Here is a 24074-nt window from a genome sequence, read left to right on the forward strand (position 1 = left end):
GGCACCGCCCGGAGGGGAAAGCGTCACTCCCGTTTTTCGCATTGCAGCAATAACATAGCTGATAGTGAAGCAATCGCGCGACAATCTACCCCTTGAGTATTACGAACATACACCCCCCTCGACTGAACGGCTGCCGCCCCATGTGGGCTGTTGTTTGGCGTACTCTGCGGCATTTAAGGTTTCACCCACTCCATCCGAACAATGGATCGGAAAACGGGAGAGTGGGTCATGTCGACAGCTATAAAGATTTCTCGACTGGTAATCGGGTCATCGTCCACGACTTCCACGTTGGATTCAGCCTCGGCATCCACGCTCGCAAGTCCGCTGAGCATCAACACGGCGACGAGCGCGCTCGCGCTCACCGCGGCCACCGTTCCGCCCTCCTACCAGCTCGTCAGCCTCACCTCCGGCAACGACACCTATGAACTTACCGCCTCCGGGCGGTTCAAGATCCAGGGCCTCGCCGGCAACGACATCATCACCGTGCGGGCGGGCACCGACGGCGGCGACTATCTCGATGGCGGCGCCGGCAACGACACCCTGACCGGCGCCGAGAGCGACGACGTGCTCGACGGCGGGGCCGGCACCGACAAGCTCTACGGCGGCGCGGGCAACGACCTGCTACGCGGCGGCGCGGGCGGCGACACCCTCGTCGGCGGCGACGGCATCGACACCGCCGACTATTCCACCTCCTCCGCCGCCGTCACCATCACGCTCAGCCTCAATCCCACCCTCGTCGCGCGCGGGGCCGGCGGCGATGCCACCGGCGACACCCTCCAGGGCATCGAGAACCTCATCGGCTCGGCCTATAACGATGTGCTCTCGGGCAACGGCCTCGACAACGTGCTGATCGGCCTGCTGGGCAACGATGTGCTGCGCGGGAACGACGGCGACGACACCCTGATCGGCGACACCATCATCGACCAGGACGGCAACGGCGTTCCCGATGACGACGACGGCGACGGCATCCCCGACGGGGTGAACACCACCGTCGCCGGCGGCAACGACACCCTGGACGGCGGCGCCGGCAATGACCGCCTGTTCGGCGGCGGCGGCAACGACACCCTGCTCGGCGGCTTCGGCAACGATGCCCTCTATGGCGGCATGGGCGACGACCTGCTCAGCTCCGGCGACGGCGACGACGTGCTCGACGGCGGCGACGGCGACGACCAGCTCCTGGCCGGCTTCGGCAACGACACCCTGCTTGGCGGTGCCGGCAACGACATGCTCAACGCCTCGAGCGGCGATGACTACCTTTCCGGCGGCGACGGCGACGACGACCTCAACGCCGGCGACGGGGCCGACCAGCTGTTCGGCGACGCCGGCAACGACAAGCTCATGGGCGGCAGCGGCGACGACCAGCTCCACGGCGGCGCCGGCAACGACACCCTCGACGGCGGCAGCGGCGCGGACCTTCTGGACGGCGGCGACGGCATCGACACCGCGGACTACTCGGCCGGCGGACCGGTGGGCGTGGACCTTACCGCCAACGCCGGCTCGGGCGCGGCCGCGGGCGACACCTTCAACTCCATCGAGAACATCATCGGCTCGGCGGGGAACGACATCCTGGCGGGCGACGCCGGCGACAACACCCTCACCGGCGGCGGCGGGGCGGATACCCTGGTGGGCCAGGGCGGCATCGACACGGCGGATTATTCCCGCTCCGCCGCGGCCGTCACCATCCAGCTCAACGCCACCGACGCCGATCCCACCGCCGCCGGCACCGGCCTCGGCGGCGACGCGGAAGGCGACACCCTGATCCTCATCGAGCGCCTGATCGGCAGCGCCTTCGCCGATACCTTCATTGGCAGCGCGCGCGCCGACATCTTCATGGGCGGCGCCGGCGCCGACATCCTCAACGGCAACGGCGGCGCGGACACCGCCGAATATTCCTCTTCCGCCGCGGGCGTGACGGTGACGCTCGATGCCCTCGCCACCACCACCGGCATCGGCGGCGACGCCGAGGGCGACCAGCTCACCAGCATCGAGAACCTCATCGGCTCGGCCTTCGACGACGTGCTGATCGGCGGCGCCGGCGCCAACCGTCTCGACGGCGGGGCCGGCAACGACCGCCTGGTCGGCGGCCTGGACGCCGACCGGCTGATCGGCGGCGCGGGCATCGACACCGCCGACTACTCGGCCTCTTCCAGCGCCGTCGGCGTCGCCCTCTTCGCCAGCGACGACCCCAATGTGGTTACCACCGGCGCGGGCGGCGACGCCCAGGGCGACCAGCTCAGCCAGATCGAGAACCTCATCGGCTCGGCCTTCAACGACACGCTCCAGGGCAGCGCCGTGGCGAACCGCCTGGAGGGGGGAGCCGGCAACGACACCCTGCGCGGCCAGGGCGGCGCCGACATTCTGATCGGCGGCGACGGTACCGACACCGCCAGCTATTCGACGTCCGCCGCCGGTGTCACCGTCTCCATCAGCGCCACCGCCACCACCATCGGCTCCGGCGGCGATGCCGAGGGCGACCAGCTCACCGGCATCGAGAGTCTCACCGGCTCGGCCTTCAACGACACCCTCATCGGCAGCACCGCCGCCAACCGCCTGGAGGGCGGCGCCGGCAACGACACGCTGCGCGGCGGCGCCGGGGCCGACGTGCTGGTGGGCGGCGACGGCATCGACACCGCCGACTACTCCACGTCCTCCGCCGCCGTGACGGTGACGCTTACGGCCAATCCCGCCCAGGCCACCATCGGCAGCGGCGGCGACGCCCAGGGCGACCAGCTCAACACCATCGAGAACATCATCGGTTCCGCCTTCAATGACACCCTCGTCGGCAGCACGGGCGACAACAAGCTCGTCTCCGGCGCGGGCAACGACGTGCTGCGCGGCGGCAGCGGCAACGACGTGCTGGTGGCCAACGGCGCCGGCTCGAAGACCCTCTACGGCGAGGGCGTCACCGACGGCGGCACGGCGGGGGTGGACACCTTCAAGATCCTCGCCGGCACCAACCTCATCGCCGGATACCAGACGGGCGAGGACGTCTACGTCAACAGCCTCACCCAGACGCCCAACCTGGTTCAGGTGTACGGCAGCTCCGATCCGACGCTGGCGGTGCGCCTCGTGGGGAGCACCCACACCACCTACGTGATCGTGGGTTCCCTCACCGACCTCGCGGCGGCCCAGACGGCGGCCACCACCTTCGTCCAGAACGACCTGTTCGTGGACTCCGGCCTCATCGCCTGAAGCAAGGCCTGCGCAAGAGGGAGGACAGGTCATGTCGCGACGGGATCGCAGCGGGCCGGGTGGACGCGCCACCGAGCTCGACTTCGCCATGGAGCAGTGCCGCCGGTCGGCCGGCACGCTCCTCCTTTTCAGCCTGGCCATCAATCTGCTGATGCTGGCCTCGCCGCTCTACATGCTCCAGATCTACGACCGCGTGATGGTGACGGGCAGCATCAATACGCTGGTGCTGCTCACCATCCTCACCGCGGCGGCGATGCTGCTGATGGGGCTGCTGGATGCCCTGCGCGCCGTGCTCGCGGTGCGCATGAGCTCCTGGCTCTCCGACCGGCTCGGGCCGGTCTACCTCGCCCACTGCGTCCGGGCGCGGCTCATGGGCGACAGCGGCGGGGCGCAGCCCCTGCGCGACATCACGCAGATCCAGAACTTCATCGCCTCGCCGGCCCTCACCGTCTTCTTCGATGCGCCGTGGTCGCCGGTGTTCCTGGCGCTCATCTGGATCCTGCATCCGGCGCTGGGCGTGCTGGCGGTGTCATCGGCCGTGATCCTGCTGGCGCTCGGCCTCGCCAACGAGGCCACCACCCGCGGCGCCACGGCGGCGGCGAACCAGGCCCAGATCAACGCCACCCTCCAGGCGGAAACCGTGATCCGCAACGCCGAGGTGGTGCGGGCCATGGGCATGCTGCCCGCGCTCACCGATCGCTGGCGGGCCGCCAACGACGCGAGCGTGAGCGCCTCCCAGGCAGCGGGCGAGCGGTCGAGCTTCATCATCGGCATCACCAAGTTCGCCCGCCTGTTCATGCAGTCGGCGGCGCTCGGCCTCGGTGCCTACCTGGTGCTGAAGGGCGAGCTCTCCGGCGGCGCCATGATCGCCTGCTCCATCCTGCTCGGCCGGGCGCTGGCGCCGGTGGAGATGGCCATGGGCAGCTGGCGCAACTTCTCCGTGGCGCGGCTGGCCTTCCACCGGCTGAAGTCGCGCCTGCATGCGACGCCGCAGGAACGCCGGCGCCTCGCCCTGCCCACGCCTACCGGCATCGTCGCGGTGAACGCGGTCACCTACACCCCGCCGGGCGGCCGCCCGGTGCTTCACCAGGTCTCGTTCCAGGCGAAGCCGGGCGAGGCCATCGCCATCGTCGGCCCCTCGGCCAGCGGCAAGAGCACCCTGTGCCGACTGCTGGTGGGCGTGGCGCGGCCTTCGGGCGGGGAGGTGCGCCTCGACGGCTCCGACCTCACCCACTGGGACCCCGAGCAGCTCGGGCGCTATCTCGGCTACCTCCCGCAGGACACCGAGCTGTTCCCCGGCACCGTGCGCGAGAACATCGCCCGCATGAAGGGCGGCGACGAGACGGCGGTGATCGAGGCGGCCATGCTCGCCCACGCCCACGAGATGATCCAGCGCCTGCCCAACGGCTACGACACGCCGGTGGGCGACGGCGGGCACCGCCTCTCCGGCGGCCAGCGCCAGCGCATCGGCCTCGCCCGCGCGGTGTACGGCGTGCCGCCCCTCATCGTGCTGGACGAGCCCAACGCCAACCTCGACCAGCAGGGCGAAGCCGCCCTCTCGGCCGCCATCGAGGAGATGAAGCGCCGCGGCTCGACGCTGCTCATCGTCGGCCACCGCCCCTCCACCATCGTGCAGGCCGACAAGATCCTGCTGCTGCGCGACGGCCGGGTGGAGGCGTTCGGCCCCCGCGACGAGGTGCTGAAGCGCCTGCGGTTCGTGGCATCGAGCCCGGCGCCGGCCGCGGCCCCCGCTCCGAGCCCGGCCGAACGCATCACGCAGGCGGACATGCCGGCCATGGGGCCGGCGTCGTGAACCGCCGGCGCCGTCCAAGCATCATGAGGAGGCATCCCATGTCCCAGTCTCTGACCGTGCTCGACGAACCGAAACAGGGCCGGACCTCGCCACCCCCGGGCGCGGAAGGCGCCCTGCGGGAAGCGCTGCGCGCGCCCACCGTCGTCGGCGTTCTGCTGATTATCGTGTTCCTGGGCGGGTTCCTGCTGTGGGGGCTGTCGGCCCCGCTCGCCGGCGGCGCGGTGGCTTCCGGCGTCATCAGCCCCGACGGCAGCCGCCGCACCATCCAGCATCTCGAAGGGGGCATCATCGCCGACCTGAAGGTGCGCGATGGCGACCAGGTGCAGGCGGGCCAGCCGCTGGTGCTGCTGGAGCGCGTGCAGGCGGAAACCACGCTGAACGCCCTGCTCAACCAATATTACACGCTGATCGCCATGCAGGCGCGCCTGCGCGCCGAGCTGGCCGACCAGCCGGAGATCCTCTTTCCCGACGAACTGATGAACGCGCGGGCGGGCGCCGACCTCGCCTCCATCGTGCGCGGGCAGCGCGTGGTGTTCGAGAGCCGGCGCGTCTCGCTCCAGAGGCAGCGGGAGATCCTGCAGCAGCGGATCGAGCAGTCGCTGCACCAGATCAAGGCGCTGGAGGCCCAGGCCGCGAGCGCGCAGGTCCAGCTTCTGCTCATCTCCGAAGAGCTCGAGGGCAAGCGCGTGCTGCTGGAGAAGAACCTCATCCGCAAGCCCGAGCTGCTGGCCCTGGAGCGCGCGCGGGCCGACATCGAGGGCCGGCGGGGAGAGTATCTCGGCATGATCGCCCGCGCCCGCCAGCAGATCGGCGAGACCCAGGTCCAGCTTCTCTCCCTGGACGCGGAACGCGGCAACGATGTTTCCGAGCAGCTCGACAAGGTGCGCGTGGAACTGGCGGGCGTGATGGAGCGCCTGCAGGCGAGCCGCGACGTGCTCGCCCGCACGGTGGTGACGGCCCCCATCAGCGGCACCATCGTGAACCTGCGCTTCAAGACGCTCAGCGGCGTCATCCGCCCCGGCGAGGCCATCCTCGACATCGTGCCGGACAGCGAGCGCCTGCTGATCGAGGCGCGCGTCTCGCCGGTGGACATCGACGTGGTGCACCAGGGGCTGCCGGCGCAGGTGCACCTCACCGCCTTCTCGCGCTACGCCCTGCCCCGCATCGACGGCGTGGTCACCTCGGTCTCGGCGGACCGGCTGGTGGACCAGGGCACCGGCCAGGCCTACTTCCTCGCCCGCGTGGAAGTGGACCGCGGCGAGCTCGACCGCCTCAAGAGCGTGGTGGAGCTGCAGCCGGGAATGCCGGCGGAAGTACTGATCGTAACCCAGGAGCGGACATTCGTGGATTACCTCCTGGAGCCCATCCGCGACACGCTGAGGAGAAGCTTCAGGGAGGTATGAATGTAGATTTTCAGATACAACCGATGGCGACAAATATAGATAGCTAAGTTCCACTTACGTTTATAATACGACTCAAAATTCGGTTGTATTTGCTCTCAAAGTGCGCCACATATGGCGTATATACCGAAACGTAAGCCCTTCGACGCCATCGCGATACCACGTACTTGAGTAGCGCGCGAGGCATAAAAAGCAGTTATCTAAATTACCTACATGCTTACGAATACTAAGTTTGTGACAGTATCCACCAAAATAATAACAAAGAGAGCCGCAGACCAGCCATCCCGGCCCAAGGCGTCATAAGTACCCTCCGGTGCCGGGGGCAGTTTTCGAAGGCTCTGCGCGAAGTGCTCAAGATGGACATTCGGTGGGCGATGGGAGCCTCGGGAGGAGTGTCCCGCAGGCTGTCGGACCACCCGCGAGCCATGAGGCGGAGGTCGTCATGCACACGGGTATCGGGAAACTTCAGGGGAACATGTGTCTGATGCTGATCGATGATCTCCCCTTGCGGCGAGCCAGCATCAGAAGACTTCTGGAAGACTGGGCGGCGGAGGACGAGCTACAGCTGGAGACCATCGAGCCCGACAGCGTCGGGGCCGACCTCTCCGATATGGAGGTGCAGCTCATCGTCTTCAACATCGGCGGCGCCTCTCTCGCCGCCCCGGCGCTCAAGGCCCGGGTCGACACCCTGCGCCAGGTGCTGCCGCAGGTGCCCCTCGTCGTCATTTGCGACAATGACGACGTGAACGAGGTGGTGGACGTGCTCAAGGCGGGCGCCAGCGGCTTCATCTGCGCCCGCATCGCCCCCCCGGTGGTGTTCCAGGCCCTCCGCTTCATCATGGGTGGCGGCGTCTACTTCCCCGCCAACGCGCTGCTGCGAGCCAACGACATCGACCGCAGCGACGACTGGTCCCGCGCCCGCGGCCCGCGCGATCCCAATTACTGCGCCAACCTCACCGCGCGGCAGAACTCGGTGCTGCGCCTGCTCCAGAAGGGCTATTCCAACAAGCACATCGCACGGGAGCTCTCCATGTGCGAGTCCACGGTGAAGGTCCATGTCCGCCAGATCATGCGGAAGCTCGGGGCCTCCAACCGCACCCAGGCCGCCCTCTGCGGCATCGAGCAGGGAGGCGCCGGCGAGGCGCAGACCGACACCCGCCTCACGGCGGAAGCCGCCCACTCCCCCCTCCTTCTCTAGGCGCCCCTCGGGCGCCACTGGCCTGAAGCATCCTCGGGCAAAGCAGATGCCGGCACGCGCGGGGGCGTGCGGTGCGCGCGAAAGCTCAGCGATACCTTCCGGCACTTCCGCTAGCCGGCACGCCCGGCATTGGCAGCGGCGCAGACAGCTCCCGAATTCCACGCCCGACGCGCCGCCCCATCGCGAATGCGGTGCCCATTCCCACACCATCGACCATCCGCCGCGCTCCGCCGGGTCGTTGGCGCGCGCGACGCCGCGCGGGCGCGACACCCGCCGAGCCCGGCCCGGCGGGAGCGAGCGAACCGGGCAAGGCCACTGATAGTATAATTCGCGAATGACCCGACCTTCCTACGCGTAAAGGTGAGTCATTCGTCAGGCCAAATTGTTGATTAGGCTGTTCCTGAATATCATTCCTATAACTCTCTTCGGCCCTTGAGAGGAACTCTCGAAGAACATCGCGCGGCGTGCGATGTCGGGGGCTGCGGCGAGGAGGATCCAATGCTCAGGTGCCGCCTTGTCCATTCTCGTCCCAGCGGAGCCCAGATCGGTCCTCGTGGCAGACGCCCTCTGCCTCAGACGCGAGGGGACATTGCGTCTCCTGCGCGAATGGGCGGATGCGCGCGGGGTGACGCTTCATCCCTGCGATCCCGCCGCCACGGGAAACCACGAAACGACCGCCGGCCCCGGCCAGCGGTGGGTGCTGGGCATCCTCAACCTGGGCGGCCTTTCGGTGGACGAGCGCACCGCGACGCGGTGGATCGGCAGCCTTCTTTCCCGTCTTCCCGACACGCCGCTGGTGGTGCTCTCGGACCGGGACGACGATGCGGAGGCCGTGCGCGCCCTGCGGATGGGCGCGCGGGGCTTCATCCACACCGGCACCGCGCCCGAGGTGGCCATGAACGCCCTGTCCTTCATCATGGGCGGCGGCACCTTCTTTCCGCCGGGGGCGCTCATCGCGCAGTCCCGCAGGCCGGGCATCTCGGGCCGGCTGTTCGGGCGGCGGCGGCCGCGCGCGAAGGGATCGGCCGAGAGCCTCGCCCTCCCCGGCACCCATTGCGCGACCGCTGAGGACGGGAGCCCCGGGGATGCCGCGCCGCGGCAGCTTCAGCGCCGCAAGGTTTGACTCCCGCCCTCCTTACCGCTATGTGCCCCCTATCGGGGAGTAGCCACCGCCGTTGAGCGGGGTCGCGTCAACACACTCGCGCCGGTGCGGAACGGAAGCATCGGAGCGTGGCGCGTCCAGCCGAAATCCCTCGGCCCGGCAAGACCGTCGTGAACCACGCATCCTCCCGGACGGGGTGTGTCGGCACGCGGTCAAGATCGTCCGCCGGACCTCGATTCATGTCTCCTTTCGCCATCGCCGCGCTTGCCTTCAGCATGTCCGTGGACGCCTTCGTCGTCTCGGTGGGCCGCGGGGCCGCCCTGGGCCGCCCGCGCTATTCCGAGGCGCTGCGCACCGGCGCCGTGTTCGGCTTCGTGGAGGCGCTGACGCCGCTCATCGGCTGGGCCGCCGGCGTCGCCGCCAGCCGCTATGTGGAGGCGGTGGACCATTGGATCGCCTTCGGCCTGCTGGGCGCCGTGGGCCTGCACATGATGTGGGCGGCGCTGGGCCGCACGGAAGAGGCGGAGCCGCCCAGAGCCTCCCTGCCGGTGCTCATCGCCACCGCCGTCGGCACCAGCCTCGATGCCATGGCGGTCGGCGTTTCGCTCGCCTTCTTCGACGTGAACATCCTGGTGATCGCCCTCGCCATCGGGCTCGCCACCTTCCTCATGTCCTCCGGCGGCATGCTGATGGGCCGGCTCATCAGCGAGCGCTGGGGCCGCATCGCCGAAGTTCTGGCCGGCGCGATACTGATCGGCATCGGCGCCTCGATCCTCATCCGCCACCTGCAGGGCTGAGGCCGCGCCGAAGAGCCCCGCGCGCCGGCATCGCCAAGGCGCGCGGTGAATTTTCTTAGATCAATTCCAATTTGCTTCTTAGACTGTTTCCAATATTGCATTGATCCGCAGGCCTGCGACCCGAAAACACTTCGCCTGACCTATGTCAAAGTCTATGTTCTGCCATCACGGCTAGGATGGTAGTAACGCCGTATGGAGCCGGCACCCCGGCCCCGAGGCGAACGACCGACGGAGACACGGGTCGATGGCGCATGTGAAAGTGTCGGGCGCGATGGCGGCGGATGCCCCCGCCAGGCCATGTGGACGGGATGCGGCAGGCACGGCTCCCCCCGCGCGCGGCGCGGATGGGGCCGCCGCATGATCCCCGATCTTTCGCCGTTCCTGCACCTGCGCCGGTTCGTTTCCATCGCTCACCACGTGCCCGGCCGCATCCGGCTGAAGCTGGACCTCGCGGCCCTCATGCACCTGCCGAAGGTGGACCCCGCGCCGTTCGTCGACCTCGTGGGCCGCATCCGCGGCGTGACGTCGACGCGGACGAACGCCGCCGCCCTCACCGTCGTGGTCGAATACGACCCCCATCTCATCCCCGCCGCGCTCTGGCCTCGACTGCTGGTGGCCGAAGCCGAGGAAGTCGAGCGCGTGCTCGCCGCCCACGTGCGGTGACCCCGCGCCCGGCGAAGCGAACCTTCATCTTTCCGCATTCTTGATCCGAGGAAGAGCCGATGTCGAAGAAGTCCCAACAGTGGCCTGGTTCGCAATCCGGTCCGACCCAGGGCGGCCCGCAGCCCGGCGGTCAGTGGTCCTCCTACGCCGGCTGGAATGCTGGCCCGACGGGCGGCGCGCAGGCCGGTTACGGAGCCCAGGGAACCTACGGCGCGCAAGGATACGGACAACAAGGCTACGGACAGCAGGCGGGCTATGGGCCCCAGGCCGGGTTCGGCCCGCAGCCGGGATATGGACCGCAGGGACCCCAGCCGGGCGGCGCCCAGCAGGGCGGGCCGCGCATCGATGCCCTCGACGTGCTCGAAGGCGTGCTGAAAGACGGCTTCAGCCTCTCCAACCTCACCCGCATCGCGCGGGCGAGCGGCTCCAACTTCTGGATCGGCACGGCCATCGGCGCCGGCGTGGTGGTTCTTCTAAACCGCCCGGACGTGCGAGCCGCCTTCTCCTCCGTCTTCAGCAAGGCCGGCGCGAGCGACACGCCGCCGAAGCCCTGACCGGGCGCCGCGCCTTCCCCCCGCGAACAGAATCCAGGAGCTGAATCATGTCCGATGAGAACGGCGCCAGCCAGGGCGTGCACTACCACTATCACTTCTACGGCTACGGCCCGGAAGCGGCCGGAGGCCATGCCCCGCAGGGCGCGCACCAGGCGGCCCCCGCGCCGCAGGACGGCGGACAGGCGGGCGGCTACGGCCCAGGCGCCCAGCAGGGGCCGGCCGGCGCCTTCCCGCCCGGCTTTCCCCCGCCCGGTTTCCCATTCGGCCCCGGCGCGATGCCCGGCACCACGGGGCCCCAGAATGCCCAGCCCCAGCAGGGTGCCGGCCTCAACTGGCACCAGCACCCGGCGGCGGACTCCCTCATCAAGGGCCTCGCGGTGGGCGCCGGCGCGGCCTACCTGCTCACCAATGAGACCGCCCAGCGCACCATCCTGCGCACGGCGGTGCAGATCTGGAGCTTCCTCCAGGGCGGCGTCGAGGAGCTGAAGGAGCGCCTGCACGACGCGGAGGCCGAGGTGGCCGCGGCAGCGACGCCCGCTCCGGTGGAGCCCGAGGCCGAGGCTCCCCTCGCGCCCATCTCCGGCAACTGAGGAGGTGTTGTGAGCGTCCGCATCGTTCACGAGGTGCCGGGCCGCCTGCGCCTGCGGCTCGGCTCCGACCCCGATACACTGGCACGCGCGGCCACCGCCGTGCGCGATGTGCGCGGCGTTTCCGCCGTGCGCATGAATCCCGGCTGCCGCGCGCTGGTGGTGGGCTACGACGGCGGGGAGGACGTCCGCGCGCGCATTCTCGCCCGCGCCGCCAACCCGCCCGCGAGCGCCCCGCCCATGGTGCAGGCGGAAGGCTCCGACGCCGCGCCGCTGGTGCTCTCGGCGGCGACGCTGGCCGCCGCCCGCCTGCTGCCGCGCCCGGCGGCGGCGGCGCTCACCTTCGCCAACATCGCCCCCACCCTCGTGCGCGGCATCACCGCCGCCATCCAGCACGGGCTGAAGGTGGAGGTGCTCGACGCCATCGCCATGGGCCTGCCCGCGGCGCGCGGCGAATACACCACCGCCAACTTCACCCGCCTGCTGGTGGAGCTGGCGGAATACATCGAATCCACCACCATCGAGCGCTCCGACGAGCTGCTGCGCTCCCTGCTCCACCGCGCGCCGGACGACGTGTGGGTGGAGACCGCCGGGGGCGAGATGGTGCAGGTGCCCTTCAACAGCCTCAGGGGCGGCGAGCACGTGGTGGTGGGCATCGGCGAGACCATTCCGGTGGACGGCACCGTGGTGGGCGGCGATGCCTATGTGGACCAGTCGGCAGTGACCGGCGAGAGCCTGCCCATCCCCCGCGCGCCGGGCGGCACCGCGCTCGCGGGCGGCATCGTCACCGAGGGCCGGCTCGTGATCCGCGCCGAGCGGGTGGGCGAGGCCACCACCACGGGGCGCATCGCCCGCTACATCCAGGACGCCCTGGAGCGGCCGGCGGAGATCGAATGCGTCTCCGATGCGCTGGCCGACAAGCGGGTGGGCATCACGCTCGGTTCGGCGGCGGGCGTGTTCGCGCTGACGCGGGACTGGCGGCGCATGGAATCCGTCTTCATGGTGGACTATTCCTGCACCGTGAAGCTCGGCACCCCCATCGCGCTCAAGACCGCCATGTTCCAGGCGGCGAAGCAGGGCTGCCTCGTCAAGAGCGGGCAGGCCATCGAGCTGCTGGCGGACGTGGACACCGTGGTGTTCGACAAGACCGGCACCCTCACCCACAACACCCTCCAGGTGACGGACGTGTGCCCCCTCAATCCCCATGTGGACGAGGAGGACGCGCTGGCGCTGGTGGCCTCGCTCGGCGAGCACACCAACCACCCCATCGCCCGCGCGGTGGTGAAGCTGGCCCGCCAGCGCCGCCTCGCCCATGTGCCGCACGAGGAGGTCAACTTCATTGTCGGCCACGGGGTGGAGGCGGAGGTGGGCGACGACATCATCCGCTTCGGTAGCCGCCATTACCTGGAGGATGACGAGAACATCTCCTTCGCCCGGCAGCGGGCGCAGGTGGCGGCCTTCCAGGCAGAGGGCAAGTCGCTGCTCTACGCGGCGCGCAACCAGAAGCCGCTCGCCATGTTCGCCCTGCGCGACCGGCTGCGGGAGGAAACACCGGCCACCCTCGCCCGGCTGCGGGAGCTCGGCGTCAAGCGCATCGTGATGATCACCGGCGACGACCGCGCCAAGGCGCTCGCCCTCGGGGAGGCGCTGGGGCTCGACGAGGTGTTCTACGAGAAGCAGCCGGAGGACAAGGCCCGCATCATCGCCGACCTGCAGGCCGCCGGTGCCAAGGTGGCGTTCGTAGGCGACGGGGTGAACGACGGCCCCGCGCTGATGACCGCCCATGTGGGCATCGCCATGCCGCGGGCGGCGGACATCGCCCGCGCCACCGCCGACATCGTGCTCACCGACGACCGGCTCGATTCGCTCGCCGCCATGGTGGACATCTCGCAGTCCACCATGCGGCTCATCCGCTCCAACTTCAACGTGGCGGTGGGCGCGAACTCGGCCATCCTGGCGGCGGCGGTGCTGGGCTATCTCTCGCCCATCGCCACGGCGGCGCTGCACAACGGCACCACCATCGCCGTGCTCATCCGCTCGCTGCTCGCCGGCCGGGCGCGGCACGGCCACGCCTGACCCGGCCAGAAAAACGAAAAAGCCCCCCGAGCAGATGCTCGGGGGGCTTTTTGCTGTCCAGCGCCGGCCTCAGCCCTTCGCCGGCCGCAGACGGAAGGCGAAATAGCCGAAGATGCCGGGGTTCTCGTTCCAGGCATTGAGCGCCACCGCGAGCGAAGCGATGGCCCAGAACACCAGATATTCGATGCCGTGCCCGCCCCAGAACCAGCTGAGGCCGTAGATGGCGATGATGGCATAGGCGGCAACCGCCATCATCCCCGCGGAAACCACGCCCAGATACTTGGTGCCGATGCCCAGCGTGAGGCCGATGCCGCAAATCAGTTCCATCGTGATGGACATCACCACGAAAAGCTCAGGCGGATAAAAGCCGGCGCGCGTGAAGAAGCCGACCGAAGCTGCGAAGCCGATGATCTTGGAGATGGAATGCGGGAAGTAGAAGACGCCGCAGAGGATGCGCGTCACAACCATAGGGTTAGTCAGGTCAAACCGTGAGTTGATTTGGGACATGGCGGTACCTTTCCCGATACGCACGCACGGCTGCTTTCAAACATCTGAAAGCCGCCTTTATGACCATATGGTCATTCCAAGTACCGGGGTAGGCATTGATTTCGGACAAGGCCGCTGACTTTCTCTGCCCTGGGCGGCGGCCGCGGCCCAGGGCCAGCGCGCCGGACGCGCGGGCCCCCTCCGGAGCGGGTGGCGCCGTCAGGCGGTGGCGCCTTCCTGCAGCAGCTTCCAGGTGATGGAATCGAGCAGCGCCTCGAACGAGGCATCGATGATGTTGGGGGAGACGCCCACCGTGGTCCAGCGCTCGCCCTTCTCGTCGGCGCACTCCACCAGCACGCGGGTGACCGCCTCGGTGCCGCCGTTCAGCACGCGCACCCGGTAGTCGGTGAGGTGGAGGCCGGCGATCAGCGGCTGGTACTTGCCGAGATCCTTGCGCAGCGCGACATCCAGCGCGTTCACCGGGCCGTTGCCCTCGGCGGCGGAGATGAGCACCTCCTCGCCCACGTGCACCTTCACGATGGCTTCGGCCACGGTGGAAAGCTCGCCCTTGGCGTTGTAGCGGCGCTCCACGTTCACGCTGAAGCGCTCCACCGTGAAGAAATCCGGCACCGAGCCGAGCGCCCGGCGCGCCAGCAGGGCGAAGGAAGCGTCCGCCGCCTCGTAGGAATAGCCCAGCGCCTCACGGGTCTTCACGTCGTCCAGCAGGCGGGAAAGGCGCGGGTCGGCCTTGTCCACGGACACCCCGAGCCGCTCCAGCTCGGCGATGACGTTGGACTTGCCCGCCTGGTCGGACACCAGCAGCTTGCGCCGGTTGCCCACCGCCTCGGGCGGGACGTGCTCGTAGGTCGCCGGGTCCTTCAGGATGGCGGAGGCGTGGATGCCGGCCTTGGTGGCGAACGCGCTCTCGCCCACATAGGGCGCATGGCGGTCCGGCGCGCGGTTCAGCATCTCGTCCAGGGCGCGGGAGACGGAGGAGATGTCCGCGAGGCCCTGCGGCGACACGCCGATCTCGAACCGCTCCGCATAGTCCGGCTTCAGAAGCAGGGTCGGGATCAGCGAGCAGAGGTTGGCGTTGCCGCAGCGCTCGCCGAGGCCGTTGAGCGTGCCCTGAACCTGCCGCACGCCGGCCCGCACCGCCGCCAGCGAGTTCGCCACCGCCTGCTCGGTGTCGTTGTGAGCGTGGATGCCCAGGTGATCGCCCGGCACCACCTTCACCACCTCGCGCACGATGGCCTCCACCTCGTGGGGCAGCGTGCCGCCGTTGGTGTCGCACAGCACCACCCAGCGCGCCCCGGCTTCGTAGGCCGCACGTGCGCAGGCGAGGGCGAAGGCGGGGTCCTCCTTGTAGCCGTCGAAGAAGTGCTCGCAATCCACCAGCGCCTCGCGCCCGGCGCCCACCGCCGCAGCGACGCTCTCGCGGATGGAGGCGAGGTTCTCCTCCTTCGTGGTCCCCAGCGCCACCCGCACCTGATAGGCGGACGACTTGGCGACGAAGCAGATGGCATCGGAGCGCGCCTCCAGCAGCGCGGCGATGCCGGGGTCATTGGAGGCGGAGCGGCCCGGCCGCTTGGTCATGCCGAAGGCGGTGATGCGGGCCTTCGCCGGATGCTCCTGCGAGAACAGCTCGGTATCGGTGGGGTTGGCGCCGGGATAGCCGGCCTCCACATAGTCCACGCCCAGCCGGTCGAGGAGCCCGAGCACCTTCAGCTTGTCGGCGACTGTGAAGTCCACCCCGTTGGTCTGCGCGCCGTCGCGCAGGGTGGTGTCGAAGAGATAGAGGCGCTCACGGGTCATTGCAGCCGGCCTCCCTCGCCGAGCACCTTGCGCAGGGTGGTGTTGCTCAGCCACTCCCCGCCAAGCGAAACGGTGTTGCGGCGCTCGGGCTGGTAGCCGCGATGCTGGAAGAAGCCGAGCGCGGTGTCGCTGGCGTCCACCGTCACCGCCTTGGCGCCACGGCCGCGGGCCAGGGTCTCGGCGGCGTCGCACAAGGCGGCGGCGATGCCGCTCTCCACCGCCTCCGGGTGCACGTAGAGCAGGTCGATGTGGCTGTCGTCCTTCAGCCCCACGAAGCCCACCGGCGCGCCGCCGCGCAGCGCCACCAGGGTCAGCAGCGCGCCGAGCCGGGCGGCGAACGCCTCCTCGTCATCGGCGGCGGCCGCCCAGGCCTCCTGCTGGTCGGTGTCGTAATCGTCGCCGGTCAGCTCCGCGATGGAGGCCCGGAACAGGGCCGCCAAAGCGGGCGCATCGGCCGGCAGGAAGGGGCGCAGGGAGACGCGCGCGCTCATCGCGCCACCTCCCAGCTCGTGGTGCCGTCCTTGTTGTCCATGAGCACGATGCCCTTGGCCGCCAGTTCCTCGCGGATCTGGTCGGCGCGCTTGAAGTCCCTGGCCTTGCGGGCGGCGAGGCGCTCCGCGATGAGGCCGGAGACCACCCCCTCATCGAGGGTGATGGACGCCTTGGCGCGCGCGCGCCACCCGCTTTCGGCCTCGCCGAGGAGGCCGAGGAGGTTGGCAGCGCCCTTGAAGCGCCGGCGCAGGGCGGAGGAGGCGTCCTCGTGCTCCGCCACCTCCGCGAGATGGTGCAGGTGGGCGATGGCGGAGGGTGTGTTGAGGTCATCCGCCAGCCGCTCGGCGATCTCGTGCTCGAAGGGGTTGCCCTCCCCGCCCTCGGCCTCCACCTCGCCGATGACGCGGTACCATTTGTCGAGCGTCTTGGCGGCGAAGCCCAGGCCCTGGCGGGTCCAGTTGATGGGCTGGCGATAATGGGTGGAGAGCATGGCGAGGCGCAGCACCTCGCCCGGCCATTCCTCCAAAAGCTCGCGGATGGTGACGAAGTTGCCGAGCGACTTCGACATCTTCTCGCCTTCCAGCATCAGGAAGCCGTTGTGGAGCCACATCTGGGCCATCACGCCGGTGTGGAAGGCGCAGCGCGACTGGGCGATCTCGTTCTCATGGTGGGGGAACACCAGGTCGATGCCGCCGCCGTGGATGTCGAAGGTCTCGCCCAGGTGCTTCCAGCTCATGGCGGAGCACTCGATGTGCCAGCCCGGCCGGCCGGGGGTCTTGATGCCGCACGGCGATTCCCACCCCGGCACCCCGGCATCGGAGGGCTTCCACAGCACGAAGTCCATGGCGTCGCGCTTGTAGGGGGCGACATCCACCCGCGCGCCGGCGATCATCTCGTCGAGCGGGCGGCGGGAAAGCGCGCCGTAATCGGGCATGGAGGGCACGTTGAACAGCACGTGCTCCTGCGCCACATAGGCGTGGCCCGAGGCCACGAGGCGCTCGATGAGCGCACGCATCTCCACGATATGCTCGGTGGCGCGGGGCTCCACGGTGGGCCGCAGGCAGCCGAGGGCCGCCGTGTCCTCCCGGAACCACCGGTAGGTCTCCTCCGTCAGCTCGCGGATGGAGATGCCGCGATCGGCCGCGCGCGCGTTGATCTTGTCGTCCACGTCGGTGATGTTGCGCACGTACTTCACGTGCTCCACCCCATAGAGGCGGCGCAGCAGGCGGAACAGCACGTCGAACACGATCACCGGCCGCGCATTGCCGATGTGGGCGTGGTCATAGACCGTGGGGCCGCACACATACATGCGCACGTTCCGGGGATCGAGGGGGCGCAAGCCGTCCTTCGACCGGGTCAGGGTGTTGTGAAGCCGCAGCTCCATGGATCGCTCCGCTTCCCTCATAGAGCGCGCAGGACCGCGCGCATATCCCTTTGGAGCGCGCACCGGGATGCGCGCATGGCCGTGAAGCGCACGCACGAAGGTGCGCGCATGCCGGTCCGCCGGCCGGGGCGTCCAGGTCCTTAAGGGCTTTAAGGGTGCAGCAAGGGACGGCCGCGGCGAGCGTCTCGGGCTAACCGCAAATAATCGGCAGGCAGATGCCGAAGATGGAAACAGGGCCGTTCATGGCGCGGGACAATGGTTCGCCGGCACGCATCCGTCAAGGGTTTTCGCGCGGCCGAAAGCGGCGCGGACGGCGCCCGGCCCTGCCGAAAGCGGGAGGCTGTGGCGCGGACGGCGCGGGTTGACCCGCCGCGGGCGGCGCGGCTATGCCACGGCCAATTCACGTCGCCCCGTCCCGCTCCGCCGCCCCCGCGCATGCGCCGCGCCGCCGGCACCGGGCGTGGCGCAAACCGGAAGCAAAGCTCCTGTCCATGCCGATTTTCCGTGCGCTGGCCGTGGCCGGCGTCGCCTTCATGTCCACCGCAGCGCTCGCGTCCGGCGACACGCGCATCTTCATCATCGACGCATCCGACAGCTATGGCGTGGATGGCTGCCTCGCCTCCGGCGCCCCCTGCGGCGAGCAGGTGGCGACCGCCTGGTGCCGCTCCCACGACTATTCTCGCGCGCTGGACTTCGGCCGCGTGGAGAACGAGCCGAAGGTCTCCACCGCCTCCGGGACGCGAACGGCCTGCTCCAGCCCCCTGTGCGAGAGCGCGGTAGCCATCACCTGTAGCCGCTGAGGGGGGCCGGCGCCCCGGCCTATTTCAGGTAATCGGCGCAGCGTGGCACCTCGCCGTTGCCGCCCCAGGGCATGATGGGCACGGTGGAGGTGGAGTTCTTCGGGCTGCCGTCGATCAGCTTGTCGGAATAGACCAGGTAAACGAGCACGTTGCGCTTGGTATCGCAGCCGCGCACGATCTGCATCTTCTTGAAGAAGAGCGAGCGGCCCTCGCGGAACACCACGTCGCCCTGCTCGAACTTGCCCTTGAACGAGATGGGCCCCACCTGCCGACAGGCCAGGGAGATGTCGGAGACCTGCTCGGCCACGCCCAGCATGCCGGAGACGCCCCCCTTCTCGGGGGTGGTGTAGTGGCAGGCGACACCCTCCACCAAGGGGTCGTCGATGCCGTAGACCGCGAGCTTGTCGTCGGGCGTCAGGAATTTCCACACCGTGGACTTCTTGAGGATGAGGTCCGGCTCCTGCGCCGCCGCCGCACCGGCCGAGAGCGCGAGGCCCGCCATCGCCGCCATCGCCGCGCGCCGCATGAAAGTCACCTTTGCCATCATAAAGCCCCCTCGGGAACGGATGCCCCCCCATATGGGGCGCCGCGCCCGCGAGCGGAAGCGGCGCATTCCGATTGACGCCGGGCGCCGCCCATGACACCCCTGCGGTCCCGCCACCGCAGGACCCCCCGGGAATACCGGGCCGCATACCGGCCCGAGGGCCGGCGCCAGCTTCGCCGCACAGGCAGAGCCGGCGCCCGAAGGCCGAAGGAGATCGTTGATGGACATCAAGCGCCGCCAATTCATGGGCGCCACGGCCGCCGCCGCCGCCGGCACGGCGGTCGCCGCGCCGGCCCTGGCCCAGAGCGCGCCCGAGGTGAAATGGCGCCTGACCTCCTCCTTCCCGCGCTCGCTCGACACCATCTACGGCACCGCCCAGATCCTCGCGCAGTATGTGGCCGAGGCCACCGACGGCAAGTTCCAGATCCAGACCTTCCCCGCCGGCGAGATCGTGCCCGGCATGCAGGCGCTCGACGCCGCCTCCACCGGCTCGGTGGACTGCGCCCACACCGCGACCTATTTCTACACCGGCAAGAACACCGCCCTCGCCTTCGGCACCGGCGTGCCGTTCGGCTTCAACTCGCGCCAGCAGCATTCCTGGTGGCACTTCGGCGGCGGCGCCGAGTTCACCAACCGCATCCTCGCGGACTACAACGTCACCGCCTTCGCGGCCGGCAACTCCGGCTGCCAGATGGGCGGCTTCTTCCGCAAGGAGCTGACCTCCCTCGACGACCTGAAGGGCCTCAAGTTCCGCATCGGCGGGCTGGGCGGGCAGGTGCTTGCGAAGCTGGGGGTGGTGCCGCAGCAGATCGCCCCCGGCGACGTCTACCCGGCACTGGAGCGCGGCTCCATCGACGCCACCGAGTTCGTCGGCCCCTATGACGACGAGAAGCTCGGCCTCGTGAAGGTGGCGAAATATTATTACTATCCCGGATGGTGGGAGGGGGGCGCCATGCTCCACCTCATCGTCAACAACCAGCGCTGGGCCGCCCTGCCGAAGCACTACCAGTCGATCGTGAAGCTGGCGTGCGAGGCGGCCAACGCCTGGATGCTCGCCAAGTACGACTACGTGAACCCGCCCGCCCTGCGCCGGCTGGTGCAGCAGGGCGCGGAGCTGCGCCCCTTCCCGCCCGCCATCATGGAAGCCGGGCACAAGGCGGCGCTGGAGCTCTACAAGGAGCTCGCCGCCACCAACCCCGCCTTCAAGGAAGGGCTCGATTCGATGAATGCCGTGCGCACCGACCAGCTGGTGTGGTGGCAGATCGCCGAATACGCCTTCGACAGCTTCAACATCCGCAACCGCGGCAAGAGCTGAGGCGGGCCGCGCGCTCAAACCCGCGTGATCGCGCCAGCGCCGACGCAAGGCCCGGCAACGCCCCGAGGGCCGCGGCCCTTGCGTCAGGGCCGGGCGGGATTCCACACTTTGGTCACCATTTGACACCGCCGCCGGGCTATAGACGACCAATCGGCGCTTGCCTGCGGCTTCGACTGACCTTGAGAAGGCTGAGGATGGGATTTTCGCGACGCTTCGGCACCCTCGCCCGCGGGCTCCTGGTGGCGGCCGCCCTGCCGGCCGGCGCGGCGGGCGCGCTCGCCCAGCAGAATTCCACCTGCGCCCAGCTCGAAGCCTCCCTCGGCTCCCTTGACCGGGGTTCGGATTCCTGGGCCTCGCGCCAGGCGCAGGCGGCCAAGCTGAAGGGCGACCTCGACCGCTATTCCGCCCAGGCCCGCACCATGGGCTGCGACGCCCCGCGCGGCTTCCTCATCTTCCAGAACCCCTCGCGCCCGCCCCAGTGCGACCAGATCGACGACCAGATCTCGCGCCTGCGCTCGTCCATCGCCGGGCTGGAGCGGGGCGGCGGCTCCGATCAGGCGGGCCAGCGCCGCGCGCTCATCCTCGCGCTGGCGCAGAACAATTGCGGCGCCCAGTACACGGCAGCGGTGCGCGCCACCAACGCGCCGGCCCAGCCGCAGCGTCCGCGCAACTTCCTCGAATCCATCTTCGGCGGGCCGGTTCAGAGCGACACCGAGGAAGCCGCGCCTGACGTGGACCTGAACGCGGTGGCGCCGAGCAAGCCTTCCGGCGGCGGCTCCCGCACCGTGTGCGTGCGCATGTGCGACGGCTACTACTTCCCGCTGTCGCGCTCGTCCAACTCCAGCCGCCTCGTGAGCGAGGACCAGCTCTGCAAGAAGCTGTGCCCCAACACGGACGCCCAGCTCTTCACCATGTCGGGCGAGGACATCCGGAACGCCTACAGCATCTCCGGCCAGTCCTACATGTCCACGCCCAACGCGCTGCGCTACCGCAAGGAGTTCGTCTCCTCCTGCACCTGCCGCGCGGCCGGGCAGTCCTGGGCGCAGGCGCTCGCCGGGGTCGAGGACGAGACCACCCTGCAGAAGGGCGACATCCTCGTGACCGAGGAGCAGGCGCGCGAGATGTCCCAGCCGAAGCCCGCCGACGCCGCGTCCGGTGCCAAGGGCAAGGGCGCCAACAGTGCCCCGGCCACCACCGGCGACGCTGCGCACGCCGGAAGCCCTGCCGCCAACATCTCGGCCCCGCTCGCCCCGGCCTCGGAGCAGCCGGGCCAGCGCGCGGTGCGCGTCATCCCCCTGCCCCGCTCGCAGAACGCGCCGCAGCAGCAGTGATGCGGGCGCGGCCAGCACCGCGCCCTTGGAGCGTCTTCAGGCGAAGCGGATGCCGGTTCGCTTGAAGAAAATGCGTGATCTCAAGAATCTGAAGCAACTGCCGCGAGCCGATGCGCGCGCGGAACGCTCTAGAGCAATTCCAGCAAAAGTGCGGGGCGGTTTTGCGTCCGGAATTGCGCCAAGCCAATAAGTTAGAGCAATTCCGGCGGACCGGCTTTCGCCGGAAATGCTCTAGGCGGTGTGGACGGATTTGATGAGGATGAATGAGAAGGCGAGCGCGACGATTGCGGCGAAGCCGCGCTCTGTCTTCTCGCAGCGCAGGGCGACGCGCTTGAAACGCTTGAGCTTTCCGAAGCACTGCTCGATGCGGGCCCGGCCCTTGTAGAGCGCCTTCGGGAAGAAGGCGGGACGATCCTTCGCGTTGGATTTGAACGGGATGGCGGGCGCGATGCCGCGCGCTCGGGCCAGCGCCCGGTTGGCCTTGGCGTCATAGCCCTTGTCGGCGAGCGCCGCGCGGGGCTTCACATCGGGACCAAGATCCAGCAGCAGCTTGAACAGCGGGCTGTCGCCGGCCTCGCCGCCGGTCAGGTGGAAGGCGATCGGGTGGCCCTCGAAGTCACTCTTGAGGTGGATCTTAGTGGAGAAGCCGCCGCGTGAGCGCCCGAGGGCGTGGCCTTGCTGCCCCCTTTTGCCTCGGCGGCGGAGACGTGGGCACGCACCACGGTGGAATCGAACATCTGAACCAGATGCGCGGTGCGGCTGAGCGAAGCCAGCGTTTCGAAGAACAGCTCGAACACGCCGGCCTGGCGCAGCCGCCAGAACCGTTTCCAGACGCTGTTCCAGGACCCGAACTCCGCCGGCAGCGCCCGCCAGGAGATGTTGTGCACGGTGAAATAGTGCATGGCTTCGAGGAACTTGCGGTCGTCTCGCCCCTTGTCGCCCCGCCGCGAGCGGCAGGCGTGGAACACATCCAGCGCCACCGCCCAATCCTCGTCCGTCATCCGCGTCAGCATGGTCGACCTCGCCAAAAGCCGACCCTCTATGAATCACCGAAACAGCCGGAAGGGAATCCCCCCGCTTCGACCCCGCCAAATCCGTCCACACCGCCTAGCCCACCTCTCCGCGCAGCCGTGCCACGGCGCGCGCGCGGCCCATCAGCGGCAGCAGGCTCGCCAGTTCCGGCCCCGTCTCCCGCCCCGTGAGCGCACGGCGGACGGGATGGAACAGCGCCTTGCCGGCGCGTCCGCTCGCCGCCTTCACCGCCTTGATCCAGGCGCCGTAGGTTCCGGCGTCCCACGGCTCCGCCGGCAGCAGCTCCGCCGCCTCCGCGAGGAAGGCGCGGTCCGCCTCTTCCATGGCACCGCCCCGCAGCTGCGCGCACACGGCCCACCACGCGCCGGCATCGGCGAAGGTGGCAAGATTGCCCCGCACCGCCAGCCAGAACGCTTCGCCGCCGCCGATGCCCGCCGCCGACAGCCGCGCCGCAACCGCCGCGAACGGCAGCCCATGGAGGGTACGGGCGGTGAGGCCCGTCACCTCCTGCGGATCGAACCGCGCCGGCGCGCGCGAGATGTGGGACAGGTCCACCAAGGCGGCGAGGGCATCGAGGCTTTCCACCGCCTGCAGCGGATGGGAAGTGCCCACCAGCACGGCGGTGGCGGCCACCGCCAGCGGCTCCTCGCCCGCCGCCCGCAGCGTACGCAGGGAGAGATGGCCGAGCCGCTTGGAAAGACCCTCCCCGCTCGGCAGGGTCAGCAGGTTGTGGTGGGCGAAGCGCGGCGGCTGGCCCCCCAGCGCCTCCATGATCTCGATCTGCACGGCGGTATTGGTCACGTGGTCCTCGCCGCGCACCACCTGCGTCACCCCCAGGGCGAGGTCGTCCACCACCGAGGGCAGGGTATAGAGGAAGGAACCATCGGCCCGTACCAGAACCGGATCGGAAAGGCTCTGCGTGTCCACCTGCTGCGGCCCGCGCACGCCGTCGTCCCAGGTGACGGTGCGGTGATCGAGACGGAAGCGCCAGTGGGGCCGCCGGCCTTCCGCCTCCAGCGCGGCGCGCTGGGCGTCCGTGAGAGCGAGCGCCGCGCGATCATAGACCGGCGGCAAGCCGCGCGCGCGCTGCATGCGGCGCTTCAGCTCCAGCTCGTCCTCGGTTTCGTAGGCGGGATAGAGGCGACCGGCCGCCCGCAGCCGCTCTGCCGCCGCCGCGTAGAGCCCGAGGCGCTCGGACTGGCGGTAGACCGCATCGGGCGTGATGCCGAGCCAGGCGAGATCCTCCGCGATGGCATCTGCATACTCGATGCGTGAGCGGGCGGTGTCGGTATCGTCGAAGCGCAGGATGAAGGTGCCGCCACCGCGCCGCGCCAGCAATGCATTGAGCAGGGCGGTGCGGGCATTGCCCACGTGCAGCAGCCCCGTGGGCGAAGGCGCGAAGCGCAGCACCGGCCGGGCGGGCACGGCGGACAAGGGCGAGGCCGCTTCGGAAGCGGCGGGGTCTGAAGGGGCGCGTTCGGACATGGGCAGGG

The 24074-nt window shown here is 69.5% G+C and carries 20 protein-coding genes and 1 pseudogene; 13 read left to right on the forward strand and 8 right to left on the reverse strand.

All coding sequences use genetic code 11. The annotated features are described in order from the left end of the window. The first annotated feature begins 288 nt into the window (after positions 1–288). The 10 genes from V5F75_RS17505 (at position 289) to V5F75_RS17550 (ending at position 13382) form a co-directional block, all read left to right on the forward strand. Positions 289–3192: a beta strand repeat-containing protein gene (locus tag V5F75_RS17505; RefSeq protein WP_394034065.1), complete on the forward strand. Its 2904-nt coding sequence runs from the start codon at positions 289–291 to the stop codon at positions 3190–3192. 31 nt (positions 3193–3223) lie between these two features. Next, positions 3224–5005: a type I secretion system permease/ATPase gene (locus V5F75_RS17510; protein WP_394034066.1), complete on the forward strand. Its 1782-nt coding sequence runs from the start codon at positions 3224–3226 to the stop codon at positions 5003–5005. A 38-nt stretch (positions 5006–5043) separates the two neighbouring features. Next, positions 5044–6408 carry an HlyD family type I secretion periplasmic adaptor subunit gene (locus V5F75_RS17515; protein ID WP_394034067.1) on the forward strand — a complete coding sequence of 455 codons (1365 nt, stop codon included), beginning with the start codon at positions 5044–5046 and terminating at the stop codon, positions 6406–6408. 481 nt (positions 6409–6889) lie between these two features. Next, positions 6890–7603 carry a LuxR C-terminal-related transcriptional regulator gene (locus tag V5F75_RS17520; RefSeq protein ID WP_394077232.1) on the forward strand — a complete coding sequence of 238 codons (714 nt, stop codon included), beginning with the start codon at positions 6890–6892 and terminating at the stop codon, positions 7601–7603. Between the two features lie 625 nt (positions 7604–8228). Continuing rightward, positions 8229–8726: a response regulator gene (locus V5F75_RS17525; RefSeq protein ID WP_394034069.1), complete on the forward strand. Its 498-nt coding sequence runs from the start codon at positions 8229–8231 to the stop codon at positions 8724–8726. Between the two features lie 218 nt (positions 8727–8944). After that, positions 8945–9502, forward strand: a complete 558-nt coding sequence (locus tag V5F75_RS17530; protein ID WP_394034070.1) for a manganese efflux pump MntP — start codon at positions 8945–8947, stop codon at positions 9500–9502. A gap of 357 nt (positions 9503–9859) precedes the next feature. Next, positions 9860–10165: a hypothetical protein gene (locus tag V5F75_RS17535; protein ID WP_394034071.1), complete on the forward strand. Its 306-nt coding sequence runs from the start codon at positions 9860–9862 to the stop codon at positions 10163–10165. 59 nt (positions 10166–10224) lie between these two features. Beyond that, positions 10225–10719 (forward strand): hypothetical protein, encoded by a 495-nt coding sequence (locus V5F75_RS17540; protein WP_394034072.1) that lies wholly within the window; start codon positions 10225–10227, stop codon positions 10717–10719. Between the two features lie 47 nt (positions 10720–10766). Beyond that, on the forward strand, positions 10767–11309 hold the full coding sequence (locus V5F75_RS17545) for a hypothetical protein (RefSeq protein ID WP_394034073.1): 543 nt from the start codon (positions 10767–10769) through the stop codon (positions 11307–11309). Between the two features lie 9 nt (positions 11310–11318). Further along, on the forward strand, positions 11319–13382 hold the full coding sequence (locus V5F75_RS17550) for a heavy metal translocating P-type ATPase (protein WP_394034074.1): 2064 nt from the start codon (positions 11319–11321) through the stop codon (positions 13380–13382). A 69-nt stretch (positions 13383–13451) separates the two neighbouring features. Here V5F75_RS17550 and V5F75_RS17555 read toward each other — a convergent pair whose 3' ends face one another. From V5F75_RS17555 to cysS, 4 genes are all read right to left on the reverse strand, one after another. Continuing rightward, positions 13452–13889, reverse strand: coding sequence for a DoxX family protein (locus V5F75_RS17555; RefSeq protein ID WP_394077236.1), 438 nt, complete (start codon positions 13887–13889; stop codon positions 13452–13454). Positions 13890–14087: 198 nt separating this feature from the next. Then, positions 14088–15683, reverse strand: coding sequence for a citramalate synthase (gene cimA, locus V5F75_RS17560; protein ID WP_394034076.1), 1596 nt, complete (start codon positions 15681–15683; stop codon positions 14088–14090). Continuing rightward, positions 15680–16174, reverse strand: coding sequence for a GNAT family N-acetyltransferase (locus V5F75_RS17565; RefSeq protein WP_394034077.1), 495 nt, complete (start codon positions 16172–16174; stop codon positions 15680–15682). Before V5F75_RS17565 ends, cimA begins: the two co-directional genes overlap by 4 nt. After that, a complete protein-coding gene (gene cysS, locus V5F75_RS17570; protein WP_394034078.1) occupies positions 16171–17559 on the reverse strand; it encodes a cysteine--tRNA ligase in 1389 nt (462 codons plus the stop codon). Before cysS ends, V5F75_RS17565 begins: the two co-directional genes overlap by 4 nt. 491 nt (positions 17560–18050) lie before the next feature. On the opposite strand from cysS, the gene V5F75_RS17575 reads away from it, so the two are divergent. Then, on the forward strand, positions 18051–18359 hold the full coding sequence (locus tag V5F75_RS17575) for a hypothetical protein (RefSeq protein WP_394034079.1): 309 nt from the start codon (positions 18051–18053) through the stop codon (positions 18357–18359). Between the two features lie 19 nt (positions 18360–18378). Here the strand turns inward: V5F75_RS17575 and V5F75_RS17580 are convergent, their stop codons facing one another. Then, positions 18379–18885, reverse strand: a complete 507-nt coding sequence (locus V5F75_RS17580; protein ID WP_394034080.1) for a CreA family protein — start codon at positions 18883–18885, stop codon at positions 18379–18381. A 244-nt stretch (positions 18886–19129) separates the two neighbouring features. Here V5F75_RS17580 and V5F75_RS17585 point away from each other — a divergent pair, with 244 nt between their 5' ends. Both V5F75_RS17585 and V5F75_RS17590 read left to right on the forward strand, forming a co-directional pair. After that, positions 19130–20218 (forward strand): TRAP transporter substrate-binding protein, encoded by a 1089-nt coding sequence (locus V5F75_RS17585; protein ID WP_394034095.1) that lies wholly within the window; start codon positions 19130–19132, stop codon positions 20216–20218. A 194-nt stretch (positions 20219–20412) separates the two neighbouring features. Next, positions 20413–21549, forward strand: a complete 1137-nt coding sequence (locus V5F75_RS17590) for a DUF2865 domain-containing protein (RefSeq protein WP_394034081.1) — start codon at positions 20413–20415, stop codon at positions 21547–21549. 231 nt (positions 21550–21780) lie between these two features. Here the strand turns inward: V5F75_RS17590 and V5F75_RS17595 are convergent, their stop codons facing one another. The 3 genes and pseudogenes from V5F75_RS17595 to V5F75_RS17605 all read right to left on the reverse strand — a co-directional run bounded on the left by V5F75_RS17595 (position 21781) and on the right by V5F75_RS17605 (position 24006). Then, positions 21781–22422, reverse strand: a complete 642-nt coding sequence (locus V5F75_RS17595) for an IS5 family transposase (protein WP_509212177.1) — start codon at positions 22420–22422, stop codon at positions 21781–21783. Then, a pseudogene (locus V5F75_RS17600) lies at positions 22395–22562 on the reverse strand (transposase); the annotation flags it as partial. The pseudogene V5F75_RS17600 and the gene V5F75_RS17595, both read right to left, overlap by 28 nt. Positions 22563–22656: 94 nt before the next feature. Further along, complete coding sequence (locus tag V5F75_RS17605; RefSeq protein WP_394036701.1) at positions 22657–24006, reverse strand: glutamate--tRNA ligase; 1350 nt, start codon at positions 24004–24006, stop codon at positions 22657–22659. Positions 24007–24074 lie beyond the last annotated feature (68 nt).

It is taken from the genome of Xanthobacter albus (genome assembly GCF_043194895.2).
Lineage (GTDB): Bacteria > Pseudomonadota > Alphaproteobacteria > Rhizobiales > Xanthobacteraceae > Xanthobacter.

Coding starts and splice junctions, on each gene's coding strand:
- V5F75_RS17510 (WP_394034066.1), top strand. CDS start 3,224: ATGTCGCGACGGGATCGCAGCGGGCCGGGTGGACGCGCCACCGAGCTC.
- V5F75_RS17515 (WP_394034067.1), top strand. CDS start 5,044: ATGTCCCAGTCTCTGACCGTGCTCGACGAACCGAAACAGGGCCGGACC.
- V5F75_RS17520 (WP_394077232.1), top strand. CDS start 6,890: ATGCTGATCGATGATCTCCCCTTGCGGCGAGCCAGCATCAGAAGACTT.
- V5F75_RS17530 (WP_394034070.1), top strand. CDS start 8,945: ATGTCTCCTTTCGCCATCGCCGCGCTTGCCTTCAGCATGTCCGTGGAC.
- V5F75_RS17535 (WP_394034071.1), top strand. CDS start 9,860: ATGATCCCCGATCTTTCGCCGTTCCTGCACCTGCGCCGGTTCGTTTCC.
- V5F75_RS17540 (WP_394034072.1), top strand. CDS start 10,225: ATGTCGAAGAAGTCCCAACAGTGGCCTGGTTCGCAATCCGGTCCGACC.
- V5F75_RS17545 (WP_394034073.1), top strand. CDS start 10,767: ATGTCCGATGAGAACGGCGCCAGCCAGGGCGTGCACTACCACTATCAC.
- V5F75_RS17555 (WP_394077236.1), bottom strand. CDS start 13,889: ATGTCCCAAATCAACTCACGGTTTGACCTGACTAACCCTATGGTTGTG.
- cimA (WP_394034076.1), bottom strand. CDS start 15,683: ATGACCCGTGAGCGCCTCTATCTCTTCGACACCACCCTGCGCGACGGC.
- V5F75_RS17565 (WP_394034077.1), bottom strand. CDS start 16,174: ATGAGCGCGCGCGTCTCCCTGCGCCCCTTCCTGCCGGCCGATGCGCCC.
- cysS (WP_394034078.1), bottom strand. CDS start 17,559: ATGGAGCTGCGGCTTCACAACACCCTGACCCGGTCGAAGGACGGCTTG.
- V5F75_RS17575 (WP_394034079.1), top strand. CDS start 18,051: ATGCCGATTTTCCGTGCGCTGGCCGTGGCCGGCGTCGCCTTCATGTCC.
- V5F75_RS17580 (WP_394034080.1), bottom strand. CDS start 18,885: ATGCGGCGCGCGGCGATGGCGGCGATGGCGGGCCTCGCGCTCTCGGCC.
- V5F75_RS17590 (WP_394034081.1), top strand. CDS start 20,413: ATGGGATTTTCGCGACGCTTCGGCACCCTCGCCCGCGGGCTCCTGGTG.